The organism is Vibrio sp. 704 (assembly GCF_033339295.1).
This window is the reverse complement of sequence record NZ_JAWOUH010000002.1, coordinates 329,130-345,799: the sequence shown is the minus strand read 5'-3', so window position 1 is coordinate 345,799 and position 16,670 is coordinate 329,130. Positions and strand designations below refer to the sequence as shown.

At 43.2% G+C, this 16,670-nt stretch carries 11 protein-coding genes; 2 read left to right on the top strand and 9 right to left on the bottom strand.

Going from position 1 to position 16,670, the window contains the following annotated elements:
• The first annotated feature begins 23 nt into the window (after positions 1 to 23).
• The gene (locus R7R24_RS05405; protein WP_318119468.1) at positions 24 to 1,811 is read left to right on the top strand and encodes a bifunctional diguanylate cyclase/phosphodiesterase; all 1,788 of its coding nucleotides are present in this window, start codon (positions 24 to 26) and stop codon (positions 1,809 to 1,811) included.
• A 179-nt stretch (positions 1,812 to 1,990) separates the two neighbouring features.
• On the opposite strand, the gene R7R24_RS05400 is transcribed toward R7R24_RS05405, so the two are convergent.
• Genes R7R24_RS05400 through R7R24_RS05385 form a run of 4 tightly spaced genes read right to left on the bottom strand, consistent with a single transcriptional unit; the run spans position 1,991 to position 9,396 of the window.
• The gene (locus R7R24_RS05400; RefSeq protein WP_318119467.1) at positions 1,991 to 3,280 is read right to left on the bottom strand and encodes a PAS domain-containing methyl-accepting chemotaxis protein; all 1,290 of its coding nucleotides are present in this window, start codon (positions 3,278 to 3,280) and stop codon (positions 1,991 to 1,993) included.
• 2 nt (positions 3,281 to 3,282) lie between these two features.
• A complete protein-coding gene (locus tag R7R24_RS05395) occupies positions 3,283 to 6,903 on the bottom strand; it encodes an EAL domain-containing protein (protein WP_318119466.1) in 3,621 nt (1,206 codons plus the stop codon).
• Positions 6,904 to 6,922: 19 nt separating this feature from the next.
• Positions 6,923 to 7,849: a chemotaxis protein gene (locus R7R24_RS05390; RefSeq protein ID WP_318119465.1), complete on the bottom strand. Its 927-nt coding sequence runs from the start codon at positions 7,847 to 7,849 to the stop codon at positions 6,923 to 6,925.
• Positions 7,846 to 9,396: a methyl-accepting chemotaxis protein gene (locus tag R7R24_RS05385; RefSeq protein WP_318119464.1), complete on the bottom strand. Its 1,551-nt coding sequence runs from the start codon at positions 9,394 to 9,396 to the stop codon at positions 7,846 to 7,848. The genes R7R24_RS05390 and R7R24_RS05385 overlap by 4 nt, the downstream gene beginning before the upstream one ends.
• A 128-nt stretch (positions 9,397 to 9,524) precedes the next feature.
• Here R7R24_RS05385 and R7R24_RS05380 point away from each other — a divergent pair, with 128 nt between their 5' ends.
• Positions 9,525 to 10,556 carry an IS630 family transposase gene (locus tag R7R24_RS05380; RefSeq protein WP_213972059.1) on the top strand — a complete coding sequence of 344 codons (1,032 nt, stop codon included), beginning with the start codon at positions 9,525 to 9,527 and terminating at the stop codon, positions 10,554 to 10,556.
• Here R7R24_RS05380 and R7R24_RS05375 read toward each other — a convergent pair.
• From R7R24_RS05375 to gmtY, 5 genes are read right to left on the bottom strand one after another with little or no spacing between them, the layout of a single operon-like run.
• A complete protein-coding gene (locus tag R7R24_RS05375; protein WP_318119463.1) occupies positions 10,548 to 11,303 on the bottom strand; it encodes a helix-hairpin-helix domain-containing protein in 756 nt (251 codons plus the stop codon). The genes R7R24_RS05380 and R7R24_RS05375 overlap by 9 nt on opposite strands.
• 23 nt (positions 11,304 to 11,326) lie before the next feature.
• Complete coding sequence (locus tag R7R24_RS05370) at positions 11,327 to 11,764, bottom strand: VPA1267 family protein (protein ID WP_318119462.1); 438 nt, start codon at positions 11,762 to 11,764, stop codon at positions 11,327 to 11,329.
• On the bottom strand, positions 11,764 to 12,441 hold the full coding sequence (gene gmtX / locus R7R24_RS05365) for a gamma-mobile-trio protein GmtX (protein ID WP_318119461.1): 678 nt from the start codon (positions 12,439 to 12,441) through the stop codon (positions 11,764 to 11,766). The genes R7R24_RS05370 and gmtX overlap by 1 nt, the downstream gene beginning before the upstream one ends.
• Positions 12,441 to 15,098 carry an integrase family protein gene (locus tag R7R24_RS05360; protein ID WP_318119460.1) on the bottom strand — a complete coding sequence of 886 codons (2,658 nt, stop codon included), beginning with the start codon at positions 15,096 to 15,098 and terminating at the stop codon, positions 12,441 to 12,443. The genes gmtX and R7R24_RS05360 overlap by 1 nt, the downstream gene beginning before the upstream one ends.
• The gene (gene gmtY, locus R7R24_RS05355; RefSeq protein ID WP_318119459.1) at positions 15,098 to 16,555 is read right to left on the bottom strand and encodes a gamma-mobile-trio recombinase GmtY; all 1,458 of its coding nucleotides are present in this window, start codon (positions 16,553 to 16,555) and stop codon (positions 15,098 to 15,100) included. Before gmtY ends, R7R24_RS05360 begins: the two co-directional genes overlap by 1 nt.
• Positions 16,556 to 16,670 lie beyond the last annotated feature (115 nt).

The window sequence follows — 16,670 nt, the reverse complement described above, 5'->3', positions numbered from 1 at the left end:
TTACAGACAGGATTTATTAGCACATGGAGTGGAAGGAACAACCTAAAGCATTCAAAATTTATTTGTATTCGATGCTAGCTATTGTTTTCTTGTTAGGTACGAGTATCGTTGTACTTGTTTTTGAACAATTACGTTATCAGAGTGCTGTTGATACGAGAGAGAAGTCTATTAAGTTGGCTGCGGAGCTTCGCCAGTCATCTAACGATTTAGCAAGGTTAGTAAGAACTTATATCATTACTGGTAACCCTCTTTATAAACATCAGTTTCAGGCTGTCGTTGAAATACGTGACGGGTTGAGAATGCGACCGAAGAATTATTCTCTTGCTTATTGGGATGTTAATGGAGCAGCACCCGATATTTCAGAGTCGAAGCATGACGCCAGCGATGACGGAATTTCGATTATTGAACTAATGCAAAGAGCTGGCTTTACTGAAATTGAATTACAAAATTTAAAGCTTTCTAAGGAAAAGTCAGACTTATTAGTGGCGGTAGAAAATAAAGCAATTGACCTTTTTGAAGAAAACGTACCGACAGATCCTAAAAAACGCGAAAAAGCTTTAGAAATGCTAGCAGATGATTTCTTTATCTCAACAAAGGCAGAAATCATGCGACCGATTATCGAAACTGAACAGATGGTTTTTGACAGGACACAATCCACTGTAAATATAGCAAAAAATAGGCTGATGCTAGTTATAGGAAGTCTATGTTTACTTTCGATACTTCTGACTATTTTTATTTTTAAAATTGGCGTGCAGCTTCGTAAGATAATCGGCTGTTCTATTCCTGAATTAGAAGGCCATTTACATGAGTTAGGGAAAGGGAATTTTTTAACGCCAATTATAGTTAAAGGAAATTCACGGGAAAGTGTTATCAGTTGGATAGCAAGAACTCAAAGGAAACTTTCAGAACTAAACCTTGCGTATTTCAAAGCCATAGTTGAATCTTCTGACGATGCGATTATCAGTAAGAATAGTCATGGAATTATTGCAAGTTGGAATAGAGGGGCTGAAAAGATTTTTGGCTACTCAGAGGAGGAGATAATCGGTCAATCAATGACATTGATAATTCCAAGTGAGAGGTCATATGAAGAGGCTGAAATTCTAAATAAAATTTCAAGTGGACAGAAAGTAGATCATTTTGTCACGCAACGCAAACACAAAAATGGGCAACTAATAGATTTATCAGTGAGTATTTCGCCGATATATAATTCTGAGGGGCAGGTAATAGGTGCTTCCAAAATAGCGAGAGATATTAGTGCCGCTGTTGCGGCAGAGGCAGAAATTAAGCGCCTTGCATTCTATGATTCGTTAACAGGTCTTGCTAATAGAAGATTGTTGCAAGAACGATTAGGGCAACTACTACTATCAGCTAAAAGAGATAAATTTCCTATTGCATTGATGTATATAGATCTCGACGATTTCAAGTTACTAAATGATACTCAAGGTCATGAGGCAGGAGATCATTTACTTAAAGCCATATCAAATCGATTAATAGAATCTGTTCGTGATAGCGATACGGTTTGCCGGTTTGGAGGTGACGAGTTTTTAATTATGCTCTCTGGACGCAACCAAATTTTCTCTTCTGATGCTTGGGTTAAAAAAATAGGCAAAAAAATAAGAGAACGACTAAGTTATCCTTACGATCTAGGGGCCGAACCTTATATTTGTACTTCAAGTATTGGAGCCTACATTCATAAAGGCGAAAAACTTAGTTCAGATGAGATTATTAATAAAGCTGACCAGGCTATGTATATCGCAAAAAAGAAAAAGAACGCTTTCTATTTAGTCTCTGGTAATTATGCGGATGGTTAGGTTAAAAATTTTTATTTAAACGCATTGTTTTTTTATTGTTAGATTTTTGTTTTGATGCGAGCTGTCCATTTTTCATTCATCGTTAATAGCGCTACCTGATGAAGAAGTAAAACACCTTCCAACAAATCAGGAGCGCTCTGGTAACAAATCCAATAAATAAAGGATTGTTGGTATAAAAATTAGAGTTTCAATGCTTCAACCATTGACACGAGTTCACTGATACTCACATTCACACTCTCGATAGCTTTTTCGACATGCTCGATAGATTCATGACCTTTTTTCGCGATCACATTTATCTCTTTTAAACCGGTGTCAATTTTATCAATGAGCCCCGCGTTCTCCTTTACGACCTCCGCAATGTCGGAGGTTGCGGAAGCCGATCTGGCGGCAAGCTTTCTTACTTCGTCTGCAACAACTGCGAACCCTCTGCCGGAATCTCCGGCTCTTGCAGCTTCAATCGCCGCATTAAGTGCCAATAAGTTTGTCTGATCTGCAATAGAACGTATGGTGGTTACTATTTCCTGAATATTCTTTGATTTCAGATTTAGCTCTTGACCAACTTGTGCAGTATTTTCAACCTGTGATGCGATTTGAACACTGGTATTCACGCTGTTATCCAGCTCTCGCATTGCCGTTGTTGTTAACGCCGATGTCTTTTCGGATGTTTGCGCCGCGAGGTTCACTGTATTAATGGCATTATTGACGCGCTCAGAAATATCTGACGCAAATTTTATCACTTTATAGACTTTACCTTGCCCATCAAGAATGGGGTTGTAAGTTGCTTCAAGCCAGACGCTCCTGCCAGACAGACTTCTTCTTAGAAATCGACCTGTCTGATAGTTACCGTTGGCCAAGTTGCGCCAGAAGTTTGGGTTATCACGATAAAAGTTTTCATCACAGAAAATTTTGTGGTGTTTACCCTTTATCTGTTCCAGTTTGCAATCCATAGCATTAAGAAAATTCTGGTTAGCATTGGTGATTGTGCCATCCGGGGTGAATTCAATTACAGCCTGTGAGCGGTTAAGTGCCGTAAAAACAGCATTCTGCGACGCAGATTCGTTATGCTGCGCGGTGACATCAAAAGCCAATTTAACAACACGATACACCTTACCTTGTTCATCCTTAATTGGCACATAACGTGCGCCGACAAAGATAGTTTCTCTATTCTTCTTTATATATTTAAAGGTATCTCGCTGCGGTTTGTCCTCAAGGAGATTTCGCCAGAAGGTTATATACTCGGGCCTCGATGTATAGGCAGTCTCAAACAAAATGCGGTGATGCTGGCCCAGAAGTTCCTGTTTACTGTACCCCATAATGTCAGCAAACTTCTGACTCACTTCAAGTATTTCGCCTGAATGATTAAAAATCACCATCGCGGTAGCGTTTAACATGGCATTAAAGAGGAGTTTTTCATCAGAAACTTTTAGTGGTTCTGTTAAAGCGGGTGTTTTCTTTAGAAAGTCGAACATAATCAGTATTCTCTTTTATAGCTCAAAAGTAATTTTTCAAACTGCTCAACAGAGAGAGGTTTATCGAAGTAGTAACCTTGCCCCCAATCACAACCCAGTTCTGCCAGTAGCGTCGCAATTTCTTGAGTTTCAATTCCCTCAGCAAGAGTTTTCAAGCCAAAAATCTTTGCTGTTGAAATAATGGTTTTAACAATGGCGAGGTTTTTCTCATCTTCAAGTATTGACTTGATAAAGTGCATATCAATTTTCAGCACATCCGCATTGATGTTTTTTAGATAACTTAATGAAGAATGCCCCATACCAAAGTCATCAATGGCAATCGCAAAACCTTTACTTCGTATCGTATTTAAAGTTGATATTGCTTTATCGGGATCACGCATAATCCCAGTTTCGGTAAGCTCAAGCTCAAAATCATTTGGCTCTAACCCCGCTTGCTCTATCAAAGATAAAAAACCATTAATTACAGACTCATCATCAAAGCTTTTCGCTGAAATATTAACCGCAAGTTTGAAGCGCAAATTTTCTTGCGAGAACACTTCTTTTTTCTGCCAACTGCGTTTCAGTTCAATAACACGTTCTAATACGAGATGCGTCAACTTATTGATTAACCCTCGCTCTTCAGCAATTGGAATAAAGGATCCTGGCGAAACTTCGCCAAGCTCTTCGTCTCTCCAGCGCACCAGAACCTCAGCACCGACTAACTTATGTGTTTTTAAACAAACTTGAGGTTGAATGACGATTCGCAGATTATCAGGATAGGAGAGTAAGGTTCTCTCAAGTTGCTTTGAGATAATTGATTTTTTCTGAATCCTTTCACCCTCTTCAATATTAAAATAGCAACTGGGTAAACCGGACTCTTTGGCCATATTAAGTGCTATATTGGCACCTCGTGTTATTGCATCAAAGGTATCCGCATCCTGAGGATATAAAGCAATTCCAGCTCTTGCATTGATACTGACTTCACCCTCTAGGGTTTCGAGCGGCTCAGCGAGAGCTTGTTGTAACCTGTTGACCATTATTGATGCCGCATCGGGATTAGATAAAACGGCTGCAAGCGCAAAAATATCAGAATTTAAACGGGCTAAGGAGTCAAACTCTCGATCTATGTCATTGACGACAGGTAAAGTCTGGCAGTCCTCGTTCTCAAAGATACAACGCACTAAAGTATCTGCACCGCGGATGGTTTTTGCTAATCTGCGACCGACCGCTTGGATGACTGCATCACCCGCTTCGTATCCCATTGTTTCGTTAATATCTTCAAGATTAACCAGGTCGATATATACAATCGCGATGGTATATTGATATCTCTCTGCAATTTTAAGAAGGTATTTAACTCGGTCAGAGAATAAATTTTTATTAGCCAGTCCTGTTAGCTCATCAAAAAATGCCAATTGCTTGATGCGGTGCTCTTTGGCTTTAATGTCCCTTAAATCGCGCCAAATTACCAGGATAGCGTTTTGTCCAAGGTAGATGATTGGAGTGAGCCTTACCTCTATCGGTATATGCTGACCTTTTTTAGTGACATGAAGCCATTCAAAACGCTGGTAACCCTCTGTTGAGGCTTTATTTAAAAGAACTTTGGCGAGCTCTTTGCTGTTGTTTTTACCTTGGTTCAGTGGTGAGAATTGAATAGGCGACAAACCAATCAGCGCTTTGCGGTCAGACAAGCCAAAAAGTTTTGCGGCTGCATCATTACAATCAGTAATCACAAAATCTGGGCTGATTATGCCCATCGCATCCTCTGATTTATGCAGCAAATTCACCAAGCGCTTTTCGTTTTCACTTTTGAGTCTTTCATAATCAAGCTGCGCTGAGATGTCACGAATTATATAGACAACGACTTTTTGGTTAAACGCGGTTTGTACAATCTGCATACTAATTTCTGCATGATAGATGTTGCCATCCCCTTTGCGATGTTGGGTAACAAAATGCAGCAGCTCCACCTCACCCATTTTGAGCGGCTTCAAAAGCCGATCGAACGATTGTGCATCGTAGCTCGGCTTAAATTCGTAGGGCTTCATAATTTGTAACATCGCCCAACTCCGCCCAAGTTGATGCTGTGCAGCGAGGTTGGCATATAAAATGTCCAACGTTTCGGCATCAAAAAATAAGACGGCATCAGCGATTTGATCAACAACACTTTTAAAGCTGGTCAGTTCGTCCTGCCTCAAGCGCTCTTGAGTTATATCCAGTTCAACCGAAATATATCCCGAGTGTTCTCCAAGCTCATTAAACGAAGGGTTGCAACTGATGCGACTCCAAAAGGTCTCTCCACTCTTTCGATATTTAAGTAATTCAATTTCAATAGACTTTCTCTTTGCGACTGCTTTTTGTAACTTCAAAAGGTCAAAGCTGTTAGTCTGTGGCCCAGTTAATGTTGCCCACGGCGATTGACCCGCAAGCTCCTCCAAAGAATAACCAGAGATTCGTTCGAAGCCGGCATTACACCAAGTGATGTTGTAATCACAATCTAAGATCATTACCCCGTTCACAGTCTGTGTAGCAACTAATGCAAGGCGGGCGTTCTCTTCCAGTGTCAGAGCAAGTTTATTTTTAATCTCTCTTGCTTCAGATAGCGATTCCAAGGTTTCTAGGATGGGATTCAGTTTCTCAACTTCAGATTGTTCATAGCCGTTGGCTGCGTTAGCCAGACCGACCATGCCAATCAACTTACCATTATGTTTAATTGGTAATCCAAGGAAGGAGGAGAGCTTGGGATGACCATGTGGTGTGCCACCAGCACGAGAATCATCCTGAGGATTGTTTGAGATAACAGCTTGGCCGGTTGTTAATACTTCACCCAGTAAATTGTGATGATTATGGAACTCTAAGCCATCCGCCTTACTTCTTTCATATAGCTCACGGGTTTCATGATCCCAGCTGATATTTGTCAAGACGCTGACCTTCAGATACGGTCGTAGTTGCGAGTCTTCCCGCACCTCACCAATCAAACCGAACTGACTATCTGTCAGAGCGATGAGTTCATTAAGTAAAAGGCTAAGTGCACTGTCATACGACTCATTAAGTATAAAAGCGCGCTGAATCTTAGCGATGGCATTGCTGGTACGAATTTGAAAATCGTATTTGTCAGAAATCTGCTGCCTGGACTGCTCAAGTGTCTGGTGGCTAGCGTACATGTAGGCGTCAAAGGCGAGGGTGATATCCAGTAGCGCCACTTTATAGAGCGCAGTTAACGTTGGCTCGATACTCCCCGTATCGCTATTCAAAATCACACTGACGAATTTACAAACGAGATCTAAGTAAACACCGTAAGCGCCAATATACCATTGCGGCGTCAAACCAACCCTTTGGTGCGCAATGCCCACTCTAATACGATCTTGGGCGTAGTCGAATCCATAATCGCCGGCAGTTAATTTCCTAAAGTACAGTTTTTGTGTTTCTTGAAGTTTGCTCATCAGGTTAACGTCATGCAGCATCTTCGATGCATGGTCAAACTTTAAAAGATGCTGATAAAAAGCATGAATAAGCTCATTCTCATAGGCATAAAGTGGTTTATGAATGGCTTCGAGCAATTTAATTTCGGTAGTTGAAAGATTAATAAGAGCTTTACGCTCATCAAAAGAAACGGGGTTGATGTTTAATCGCTTTAATACTTCTTCCACTCTAATAGCGCACCTGTCTTTACTTCGTTAACAACCAGTGATTGATTGCTTGTAATAATTCATCGGGATGAAACTTAGCGATAAATTGGTCTGCGCCGACTTTCTTAACCATTGACTCGTTGAACACACCGCTTAGTGATGAGTGCAAAACGACGTGAATATCTTTTAAAAGTGGTTCAGATTTGATCGCAGAAGTGAGCGTATAGCCATCCATAATTGGCATCTCAATATCGGAGATAACCAAAGGTATCTTCTCGGAAAGGACGCCTTTATGCTTAACTGCCATGTCTTGTAAAAATTGAAGCGCAGATTGGCCATCATTAACCAGTTTAGACGGGATATTTACGCTGTCTAATACGCGTTTAATCTGATTTCTGGCAACTGCTGAATCATCCGCAACCAACACTTCAATCTCAGAGGTGTTGAACCCTTTAAGCTGTTGCGCCGTTTCAGCTTCAATTTCATGGTCGTTGGGCATGATCTCCGAGAACACTTTTTCAACATCTATGACTTGAATGAGCTTGCCTTCAATCTCTGTCACTGCAGTTAGGTAATGACTTTGCCCTGCTCCTTGAGGTGGAGGTTGAATTTGACTCCAGTTCAGATTAACGATGCGATCAACTGCCGAAACTAGAAAGCCTTGGATATAGCGGTTGTATTCCGTCACAATCACAAAAGCCTGTTCGGGATAACCTATCGGCTTACCTGTCGTAGCTTCACTCAGGTCGATAACGATAACTGGATTGCCACGAAGCTGCGCAATGCCCTTTATAAAAGGGTGGGCTCCTGGCATTTCAATGAGCTCAGGTACACGAATTACTTCCCGAACCTTAAAGACGTTGATTCCAAAACGCTGATGACCATTCAGGCTAAAGAGGAGTATTTCAAAGCGATTTTGACCTGCCAGATTTGTCCTTTGGTCAATAGACTTCATTAACATATTCATTTAAAACGCACCACCAGCTCGTGTAGCTCTTCAGATATTTTATTAAGGTGCTCTAGAGAGCTTGCTGTTTTATCAGCAGAATTGGCGCTTTCATCGGCCAATGTTGAAATACTTACAACCTGGCGATTGATATCTTCAGCCACATGAGCTTGCTCCTCTACAGCTGCTGCCATCTGTGTCGTCATATCGGATATATGCCCGACTGAGGCAACGATTCCTTGCAGCATATCTCCACTCTCAATGACTTTTGACACCCCCTCGTCAGCGTCAGAAGCACCTGATTCAGCTACTTTAACGGCCTCGCTGGATTTTAGTGAGAGAGCTCTGACAATCTCGTATATTTCTTTCGTAGAATCTTGGGTACGTTTTGCAAGATTACGCACCTCTTCAGCAACCACGGCAAAACCTCGGCCTTGCTCGCCGGCACGCGCTGCCTCGATAGCAGCATTTAGCGCAAGTAAGTTGGTCTGTTCAGCAATCTGTTCAATTATTTGAGCTGCTTGGGCAATTTTCGTCGTTTGTAGCTCTACATCAACAACGGATTTCGAAATGGTCTGGACAGTTGCTCTAAGTTTTTCAATAGAGGCGCTTGTTGTTTTGGAGAGTCCTCCACCGGTTTCGGCCAGATTAAATGCTTTATCAGCTTGTGAAGCGGTATTGGAAACATGATGCGATACCTCTGAAATAGTTGTCGTCATCTCATTCATCGCTGTAGCAACCTGAATCGTTTCAGATTGCTGGTGATCAATAACCTGCTTAGATTGTTTAACCAAGTCAAATGAGGAAAGTGTTTCGCGCGATACTCTTTTCGCGGCATCATCAATGCGGTTGATAATAGTTGTCAGGTGAGCTTGCTGGCTCAATACAGAGACTTCTAATGCGCCAGTAAATCCGGACTTATTGGTGTAGGTGAGAACTGCGAGTTCATGCGAGAAAGAACGGCTTAGTAATTTCTTTAAGTCAGACGCTCTGGCGTGGTCTTTCACATTGACCCAAATTGCATAGATCGCAATGACGGCGAGCAACAAACTCTCTGATAACTCTTTGTAACCAAGAAAGAATGTCGCAAGCGCGATAGCGACAGACACCATTAAAAAAATGTTAGGCAGCGATATAGGTAACGGTTTAGGTAAATTACTTCCCGAACTCAAGCGGCGGTATACTCTGTCTGCTCTTTGTACATCTTCTGCTCTTGGGCTTGAACGAACAGATTCGTACCCAATAACTTGTCCATTAGCGGTCACGGGTGTTACATAAGCGTCTACCCAGTAAAAGTCACCGTTCTTACAACGGTTCTTAACCAACCCCATCCATGCTTTACCTTCTTTTAGATGTGACCACATTACTTTGAAAGCCATCGCTGGCATATCGGGGTGTCGAACAATATTATGTGGCTGGCCAATTAACTCCGACCTGGAAAATCCGCTTACCTCAACGAAAGCGTCATTACAATCAACAATATTGCCGTTTTTATCCGTAACTGAAATTAGCTTCACAGACGATGGGAAAGTTATTTCGTTAGATGTAACAGGGAGGTTTTTGCGCATAGAAAGCATCCGTGTGCATATTAGCTTACTAAAAAAAAGCGCATTTTACATCATGTAGGTGGATTAACCTATACCCGTGATCATTGAAGATGCTTGATTTTTTTAGAATCAGGATCATGCTACGAACCATGAAAATTACACTGACTCCTCAACAGAAACTGCAACTCGAACAAATGCACGATATTGAACGTGATAGTCGAGTTTGCGACCGTATTAAGGCTATTTTGCTGGCTTCTGAAGGCTGGAGTCAGACCATGATTTCACAAGCTCTTCGGATTCATGAATCCACCGTTGCACGTCACCTTAGCGACTACGTTCTTTCTGAAAAACTTAAGCCTGAAAATGGCGGAAGTCAAAGCAAGCTTTCTGCAACTCAAACCATGCACCTAATCGAGCATTTGACTGAGAGAACCTATCCTCATACTCATCAAATTGTCGCCTACGTTAAAGAGACTTTTGGACTTGATTACACTGTCTCTGGTATGAACAAATGGCTTCACCATAACGGTTTTAGCTACAAGCAACCGAAAGGCGTTCCACATAAGTTTGATGAAGCAAAACAACAAGCTTTCATAGATGCTTACGAAGCGCTAAAGGCAAGTTGTGACGAGGATGAATCGATAGTCTTTATCGATGCTGTTCACCCAACCCTATCAACAAAAATATCTCATGGCTGGATACGAACTGGTCAAGATAAAGTGATTGAAACAACGGGAAATCGCAGTCGATTGAACATTCTTGGCGCACTGAACCTGTCAGATATCGGAGCTACTATTATTGATGATTATGAGAGCATTAACAGTGAAACGATAGTTCGCTTTTTCTGTAAGTTAAGAGAGAGTTATCCGTTAGCTCATAAGCTTCATATCATTTTAGATGGTGCGGGATATCACCGTAGTGACTTGGTCAGAGATGCGGCATTTGTCCTTAATATCGAGCTGCATTATCTTCCACCTTACAGCCCAAACCTCAATCCAATAGAGCGGCTTTGGAAAGTAATGAATGAGAAGTCGAGGAACAACGTTTACTTCAAAAGTAAACGGGACTTCAAGGCAGCAATAGACCAATTTTTTACTGTGACTCTTCCAGAGATCGCAGGCTCTTTGGCATCTCGAATTAATGATAATTTTCAGGTTCTCAAGCCTGCATCTTCAAGTTGATTCGGTATAGGTGTGACCTTTTTCAATCTCCTTTCGAATCGACATTTCTAGAGCAGCGCTGAGCCTTCTTGGGTCATCCTGTGCAACATCGGTCTTAAAATCCGTTACCTTGATAATATCTTCAATGGCACTGAATGAAAGACCAAAGCCCATCAGAGCATAAGGATTACCCTTGATAACATCGATGGAGGCTTCGCCGTGATGCTTGAGCAGCCGTTGCTGCACACTGGCGGGAATTTTGTACTCACTCATCCAGTTGCAATACGCCAGATTTTTGTATTTGGCGTATCCTTTAAAGAGCGCTTCTACTGAATCGTTACTCAGAATCGATGTCAGGCGCTTTCTGGATTCAGGCGTGTCATTTCTCAATGTCGTATGGAAGTCATTACCTAAGAGCTGCCAGAGCGCCCTAGCTTTGCTTTCGCCAATACCCTTGAAGTCACTTTCTTTGGCGATAAAGCGTATCAGTTGCTCACCTGTTTCGGGCAAGGTGCATTCAACATGCTTGGGTGATTCATAGGTGTGCTGCTGCATTACATAATCCCCAGCCTCCATGTTTTCTATCTGGCGAGCGCCTTTGACTGACCAACACTGACCCAACGTGGGTTGCACAGGGATGCTATCGGGGTCGGCTTTGATGGTAACGTAATACTTCCCACTATTGGTTTTGTAGGAGTCTTTCGCCAGCGGCACACCGCTGAATATCACCATTTGGGTCGAGCGGTAAGGGATACTGGTTACACGCATTTGGTCTTCATACAAAGCGACATTCATCGTGGCATCAACCCCATTTCAGATAAGGTTTCAGACAGTTCACCGAAGCGCTCAAGTCGCTTTTCAAGCTCCTTGACCTTAGCTTTCAATTCAATGTTTTCAGCCTCTAATGAAGACACTCGCTTTGAATCGAGTAGCTTACGATTCGCTGTATTATCGTAGGCTTTGGGTTTATCCGCATTCTTCTTGGCAGCGTCGGTCAACGGTGGAAGGACGCCTTTACCGCGCAGTTCACCTTCTAATGCTTTGAGTGCTTTTTTGAGGGCAGGATTTTGGTTTAAAGCAGATTTTCCACAACCGATACCCTTTGCCACTTCGATTCGATTAAGCTGACCTCTGAACACGATTTGTTTAAAGTCATCGTCCGTCTGTGTGGCTTTCCAGACCTCAAATGCCTCAAGGTTTTGTTGCGCTTTTTGCTGCCCACTTGCCATTAGTTATCTACCTCACCCAATAGCTTGCGAAGCCCTGTGACAAAGCCTCTAGGGAATACTTCGCTATTGTATTCCATGTCTTTCACCTGACCCGCCTGAGTATACTGCCAGTCGTTCTTGTCCATGCATTCATCAGAAATGGCATACGCTAAGGCTTTTTTCTCTGATTCGGTGAGTATGCCTGATAGGGATGGCGGCACTTCCACGCTTGGCTCGGCTGTGGTATCAAACTGGCGCACAGGGCGTTTGTCGATGGTGATATTGGCGTGTTGCTTGAGCAAATTAACCTCTTTGCGGTAGCGGTTACGCTCAGCAATGATTTGACCAAACAAGGCGCGTACCGCAGGGTCTGGAATGCGCTCCAACAGCTTATTATCCGCAGGGACAGATTTAGACCGTGAGGTGTTGGATAACGGTTTTTTTGTGTTGGTGTTGCACTTCGCTGCCCACGCTTCGATGAGGGTGCGATAGTGCTTGTTACGGGTCGCTCGTATGGCTTCATAGGCAAGCCCACCATTTTCAGCGGAAACTCGACCAATTTGCGTGATGGAGAAGTCACGTTGACCTGATTCCGCATAGGCTTTCAGCGTGTCGTTGAGCTTATCGAGGTTTTGCTGAGTGCGAGGCACTTTGCCTTCTTTTAAGTCAGCCAGAATGACATCAATATCCAGTTCCATTAGTCCTCCAATAAGTTCGGTAATGCTATGCCATCTAGATTAATGGCTTTGTCAGTCAGAGCATGAATACCCTCAGAGAACAGTTTGTTATCAGTCAGGTATTCACCCGCTTCGATGTAATTAGCCACTTTGCGGTAGCCTTCGAGCTTATCGTCAGGGTCAGCGATTTTCGCCATTTGACGCAGCATGGCATTGGCAGCGATAAGTTGCTGCTTGTCGTCCATCTCCATAAAAATCGGCTCGAAGCCTTTTTTCATCAGCACACGGCTGAGCTTGCGTGAACGCTTTTCTATTGCAGGTGTTTTGCGAAGTTCGTCCTGCAAATCAGGGTAGAACTCAGCATCATCACAGAGTAGCGATAGGTGCAGTAACTCAGAGTCAGTTTCAACAAACTTCAAGGCATGAGTGATATCTTGCTCAGCACCTACCGCAATCAGTTTGTCTTTGGTGTCGCCCTCGACTCTGGCTTCTTCGACACGAATGATTTTGTTGATAAGTTCAAAGCACGTTATCCAGTCTTCAGCGTATTCACTTGCCTCGACTCGTTGCTTTTCCCAACGGCGTTGTAGCGATTGCAGCTCATCGTACTTGATAAATGGCTTGCCTTGCTCTTCACAAAAGAACTGCTCGTCTTTCAGAGCTTCCAGCTCGCCCTCAATCTCCACAGCGAGGTTAGCCGCCTGATGTGCTTTGTAGCTCAGTTGATTGAAGTGGGCATTTAGAGCAGGAAGGTATCGTGCTTCGGTAATAAACCAGCGGCAGCGAATACAGTTTTCAGCGCCATGTGGCACGCTGGCATAAACGCGGCTGGCAGCGACTTTTGAATCCTTAATCAACTCTCCACCGTTCCAGCACCCGCCAAGGGTGCTGACTTCATCCGATTTTACAGTGTTGCCACCGACCAAACACAGACCACACGAACGCTCTTCCCAACCGATTGGATTGCGATTAATCAGTGCTGCCTGAACGCTATCTTCGTTGTGATACACCATCTTGCATTGAATTTGCTCCATCGAGGCATCTTTGAGGAAGTTCTGTACCGATTGTTTGGATTTTTCATCCAGCGCATCATGTGCTTCATCCATTTTTTCTGCCATGACGGATGGAGTGATTTTGTTGTAATAGATGGTCATCAACAGGCGCGTATGACCTGCAAGTAGTTTAGAAATCACAGGCAATGGCAGTTGCGTATCCATCGTATAAGCGGTGATGAGCGAGACACGCAAGCTGTGCAATGGAAATTGTGTCGAAATCTTGTTTCCCCTTGGTGTATTCTCTGGGTAGTCCACAACCAGTTTCAAACGCTCACCGTTATCCAGTGTGTTGCCTCGCTCTGCCAGTCGGTTTTCCATTTCAAGTAGGAGGTAATACCAGAAAGGAGAAATAGACCTGTCTTGAATTGGTTTGCCTTTATCCTCACCTTTCGCTGGCGCATCACGAAACAAGAAAGCAATCTCACCCATACTCTCTAGTTGTTTATCCGACTTCTTGTGTTTAGTGTGCTTGGCAAGCAGTGTGGTGCAATCGGTGGGCTTTGTTATCGGATTATACTTTTCTTGCCAGTTACGCAGTTTTTCCAGCCAATAAAGCACTTCCTCATTTTGCCAAGGGATGATGTAGCCACGCTCCAGTTCGTCTTTGTTTTGATCTGCGGTCTTGTTGGTGTTGATGTAAAGCCCTGTCGAATATATTCCTGTCAAGGGATCGCGAATGCGGCGGAAGACGCCTTTTCCGAACGGGCGTTTTTCGCTGCCAAGTGCGAAGTCATGTTGGGTATTTAGTACCCATTGACCTCGCTCATAGCGCCATGTATCGGCTTCTCCACTGTCTAACATACGAACTTGATAGGTACGCAGCGGCAAATGCAGCTTTATGAAAATCATCATCGATTTGACAGGCGACCAGATTTGGTGAAGGGTGATTTTATTGTCTTTGCGAGTCACTTCTTTGGTGCGCCAAACACAATCTGGGTCGGATTTATCAATCAGATCTGGCTCTATTTCGAACCAGTCACCACTTTGATTTCCATGCACTGTCTTCTGCTGCGCCCATGCCCAATGCCTGAAGTGGCGGTAGTGATAAGCAGGAAGCAGAGTCTCACCTTGCTTGAGGTTTTGCTCGATGACGGCGAGTTCGGTTTTATCAGGTAAGGGGCAGAGAATATTGCGTAAGTCCTGAATGTAGCGATATGGCAAAAGGTTTCGGACTGTTTCTGTTGAACTATCTTGTCTTGATATTTTACTTAGTGGGTTTTGAACTAGTCGTACAATGTGGCCGTCGTCATCTTCTTCGGAGAAGATCTTTTCAATAACAAAATCAATGAAATTAGTGGGGTGATTGACATATTTTTGAACTTTATCAGGGCTACTTACTTTTAATCGAGTAACTTTCTCCAACTCTTCGCTAGAGCACAGATGCCCTTTATAACCCTTAAAAAATAACGGTAAATCGACTGCGTAAGATGCGTATTCAAAAAGATAAGATTCAAAAAAACGTGATAAAGCCAGTTGTTTAGTGTCAATCCCATTAGTTTGTGTCGCCATCCACTCAGCAGCTAGTTCTTGCCATTGCTGCCATTCTGCTCCAAGCGTAGTAAGCACCCATGAGAAGGTTAAATCCGATGTGCGTCCATCATGTTTTCTACGTTTTTTCGCCATTATTTACCTCTCAGTTTTGGATGTTTTCCCGTGAAGTAACCCTGTGGGTCGATATCGTCAAAGCCGTGTTCAACCAGAGCTTTCCAATCGAGTGCTTTGACTTTGGATTCAGGGTTTGCCAGTTGCAAGGTGGCTTGGGTGAGTTCGTCAGAGATTTCTTGCTGACCTTTGCCTGTATAGGGAATTTGTGAGTCTAGGGACTTGTGGTGCATACAACGGCGAATCACCAAGGGACTCAGTCCTGAACGTTCTAAACGTCTGCCGTAATTGTGTCGATGTCCGTGGGGATCTAAACCTTCAGCTTTACTCGGAGCTAAGCCAATGCGCTTTAATCCGTTGGCGTAGTTGTCATGGAAAGCGGATATTGTGTAAGGATTGCCGAGAGCGCTGTGCTGAAAAGAAATAAACGCATATGGGTGGTGACAATCGATACTGGCGCGGTACTTTTGATAGTTTTTCCAAAGTGACATAAACACTTTGCCATAGTCGGTAGGGAACCACTGAACCTGTATGTAGTTATCTTTATGGTCAACTACACGGTTTTTCCAACCAAGATGACCCGTACCTTTCATTCGTTGGCGAGGAATCCGAGCGTATTGCTCCTTTAGATATGCTTCTCTGCTGGGAGTACCAGAACGACTACGCCAGCCTTCAGGAGCTTTCCCATCTATTTCATTGTAAATTCGGACGACAGCGCTATCAGGGTTATAGGGATCTTCAAATACATCTGTCACCCAAAGCACTAATGCCTCACTTTCTCGCAATCCACCGCCATGCATGAGCAGGAGAATTAATTTATCTCTGAGCGCCACTCGCGGGTCTTTCGCACCACCAATGCCATTCATGTAAAAATCTTCCCAATGTTTTTCAGGAAAGGAAATAGCGTCATCTTCGGTTTTAACGAGTGGTGTTCGACCTTTAATAGTTCGTGCCTTGCGGATGGTTTTGTTGACGGTCTTATCTTCGATATGACCAAGAAAGTCGTTCTGGTTTTTGCGATACCATGCAGCGTAATTGAGTCGTTGCTCATGAGGTGTGGCATTACGCAAGGGATTCATTGGCACAGTGCCTTGCTTTTCTGCCAACCAATCGGTGAATGCCGTCAATCGATGAATATGCTTATTTACGTTACTGGTTGAACTTGGTACCCAGTACAAACCAGACGGGTCAAGCCCATCTTCACCAATCGTTCCAGTATATAAACGCTTAGAAAAGGTCTGAAAAAGCAACTTCGGATCGTCGAACAACCCTCTATTTGCTTCCATGTAATCCAACAGCAAAGACACGGCTTGAAGAAAGCCATCCATAACAGAGTTACTCACACCCTCCACCTCTAACTTGAGCAGGTAGTCCGTTACCGCACCCAATTCTCCTTGCTCTGTCAGCAAGATAGGGAGTTGGCTTTTGATGCCCGTGTTGTCTTCTACAATAGTCGCCCTGACTTTAACTGATGACAAATTATACTTCCCTCATACACACCATACACAGTAAACACTATATACCTACAAATATAACTGAGCAATAAAAAGGCAGATTTCTCTGCCTTAGTACACATTATACACCCATTAAGTT

What these genes read in the sequence shown, in the direction of transcription:
- gmtX (WP_318119461.1), bottom strand. Translation starts at nt 12,441, where the DNA reads ATGGAACTGGATATTGATGTCATTCTGGCTGACTTAAAAGAAGGCAAA.
- R7R24_RS05370 (WP_318119462.1), bottom strand. Translation starts at nt 11,764, where the DNA reads ATGGCAAGTGGGCAGCAAAAAGCGCAACAAAACCTTGAGGCATTTGAG.
- R7R24_RS05390 (WP_318119465.1), bottom strand. Translation starts at nt 7,849, where the DNA reads ATGAATATGTTAATGAAGTCTATTGACCAAAGGACAAATCTGGCAGGT.
- R7R24_RS05380 (WP_213972059.1), top strand. Translation starts at nt 9,525, where the DNA reads ATGAAAATTACACTGACTCCTCAACAGAAACTGCAACTCGAACAAATG.
- R7R24_RS05400 (WP_318119467.1), bottom strand. Translation starts at nt 3,280, where the DNA reads ATGTTCGACTTTCTAAAGAAAACACCCGCTTTAACAGAACCACTAAAA.
- R7R24_RS05405 (WP_318119468.1), top strand. Translation starts at nt 24, where the DNA reads ATGGAGTGGAAGGAACAACCTAAAGCATTCAAAATTTATTTGTATTCG.
- R7R24_RS05375 (WP_318119463.1), bottom strand. Translation starts at nt 11,303, where the DNA reads ATGCGTGTAACCAGTATCCCTTACCGCTCGACCCAAATGGTGATATTC.
- R7R24_RS05385 (WP_318119464.1), bottom strand. Translation starts at nt 9,396, where the DNA reads ATGCGCAAAAACCTCCCTGTTACATCTAACGAAATAACTTTCCCATCG.
- R7R24_RS05360 (WP_318119460.1), bottom strand. Translation starts at nt 15,098, where the DNA reads ATGGCGAAAAAACGTAGAAAACATGATGGACGCACATCGGATTTAACC.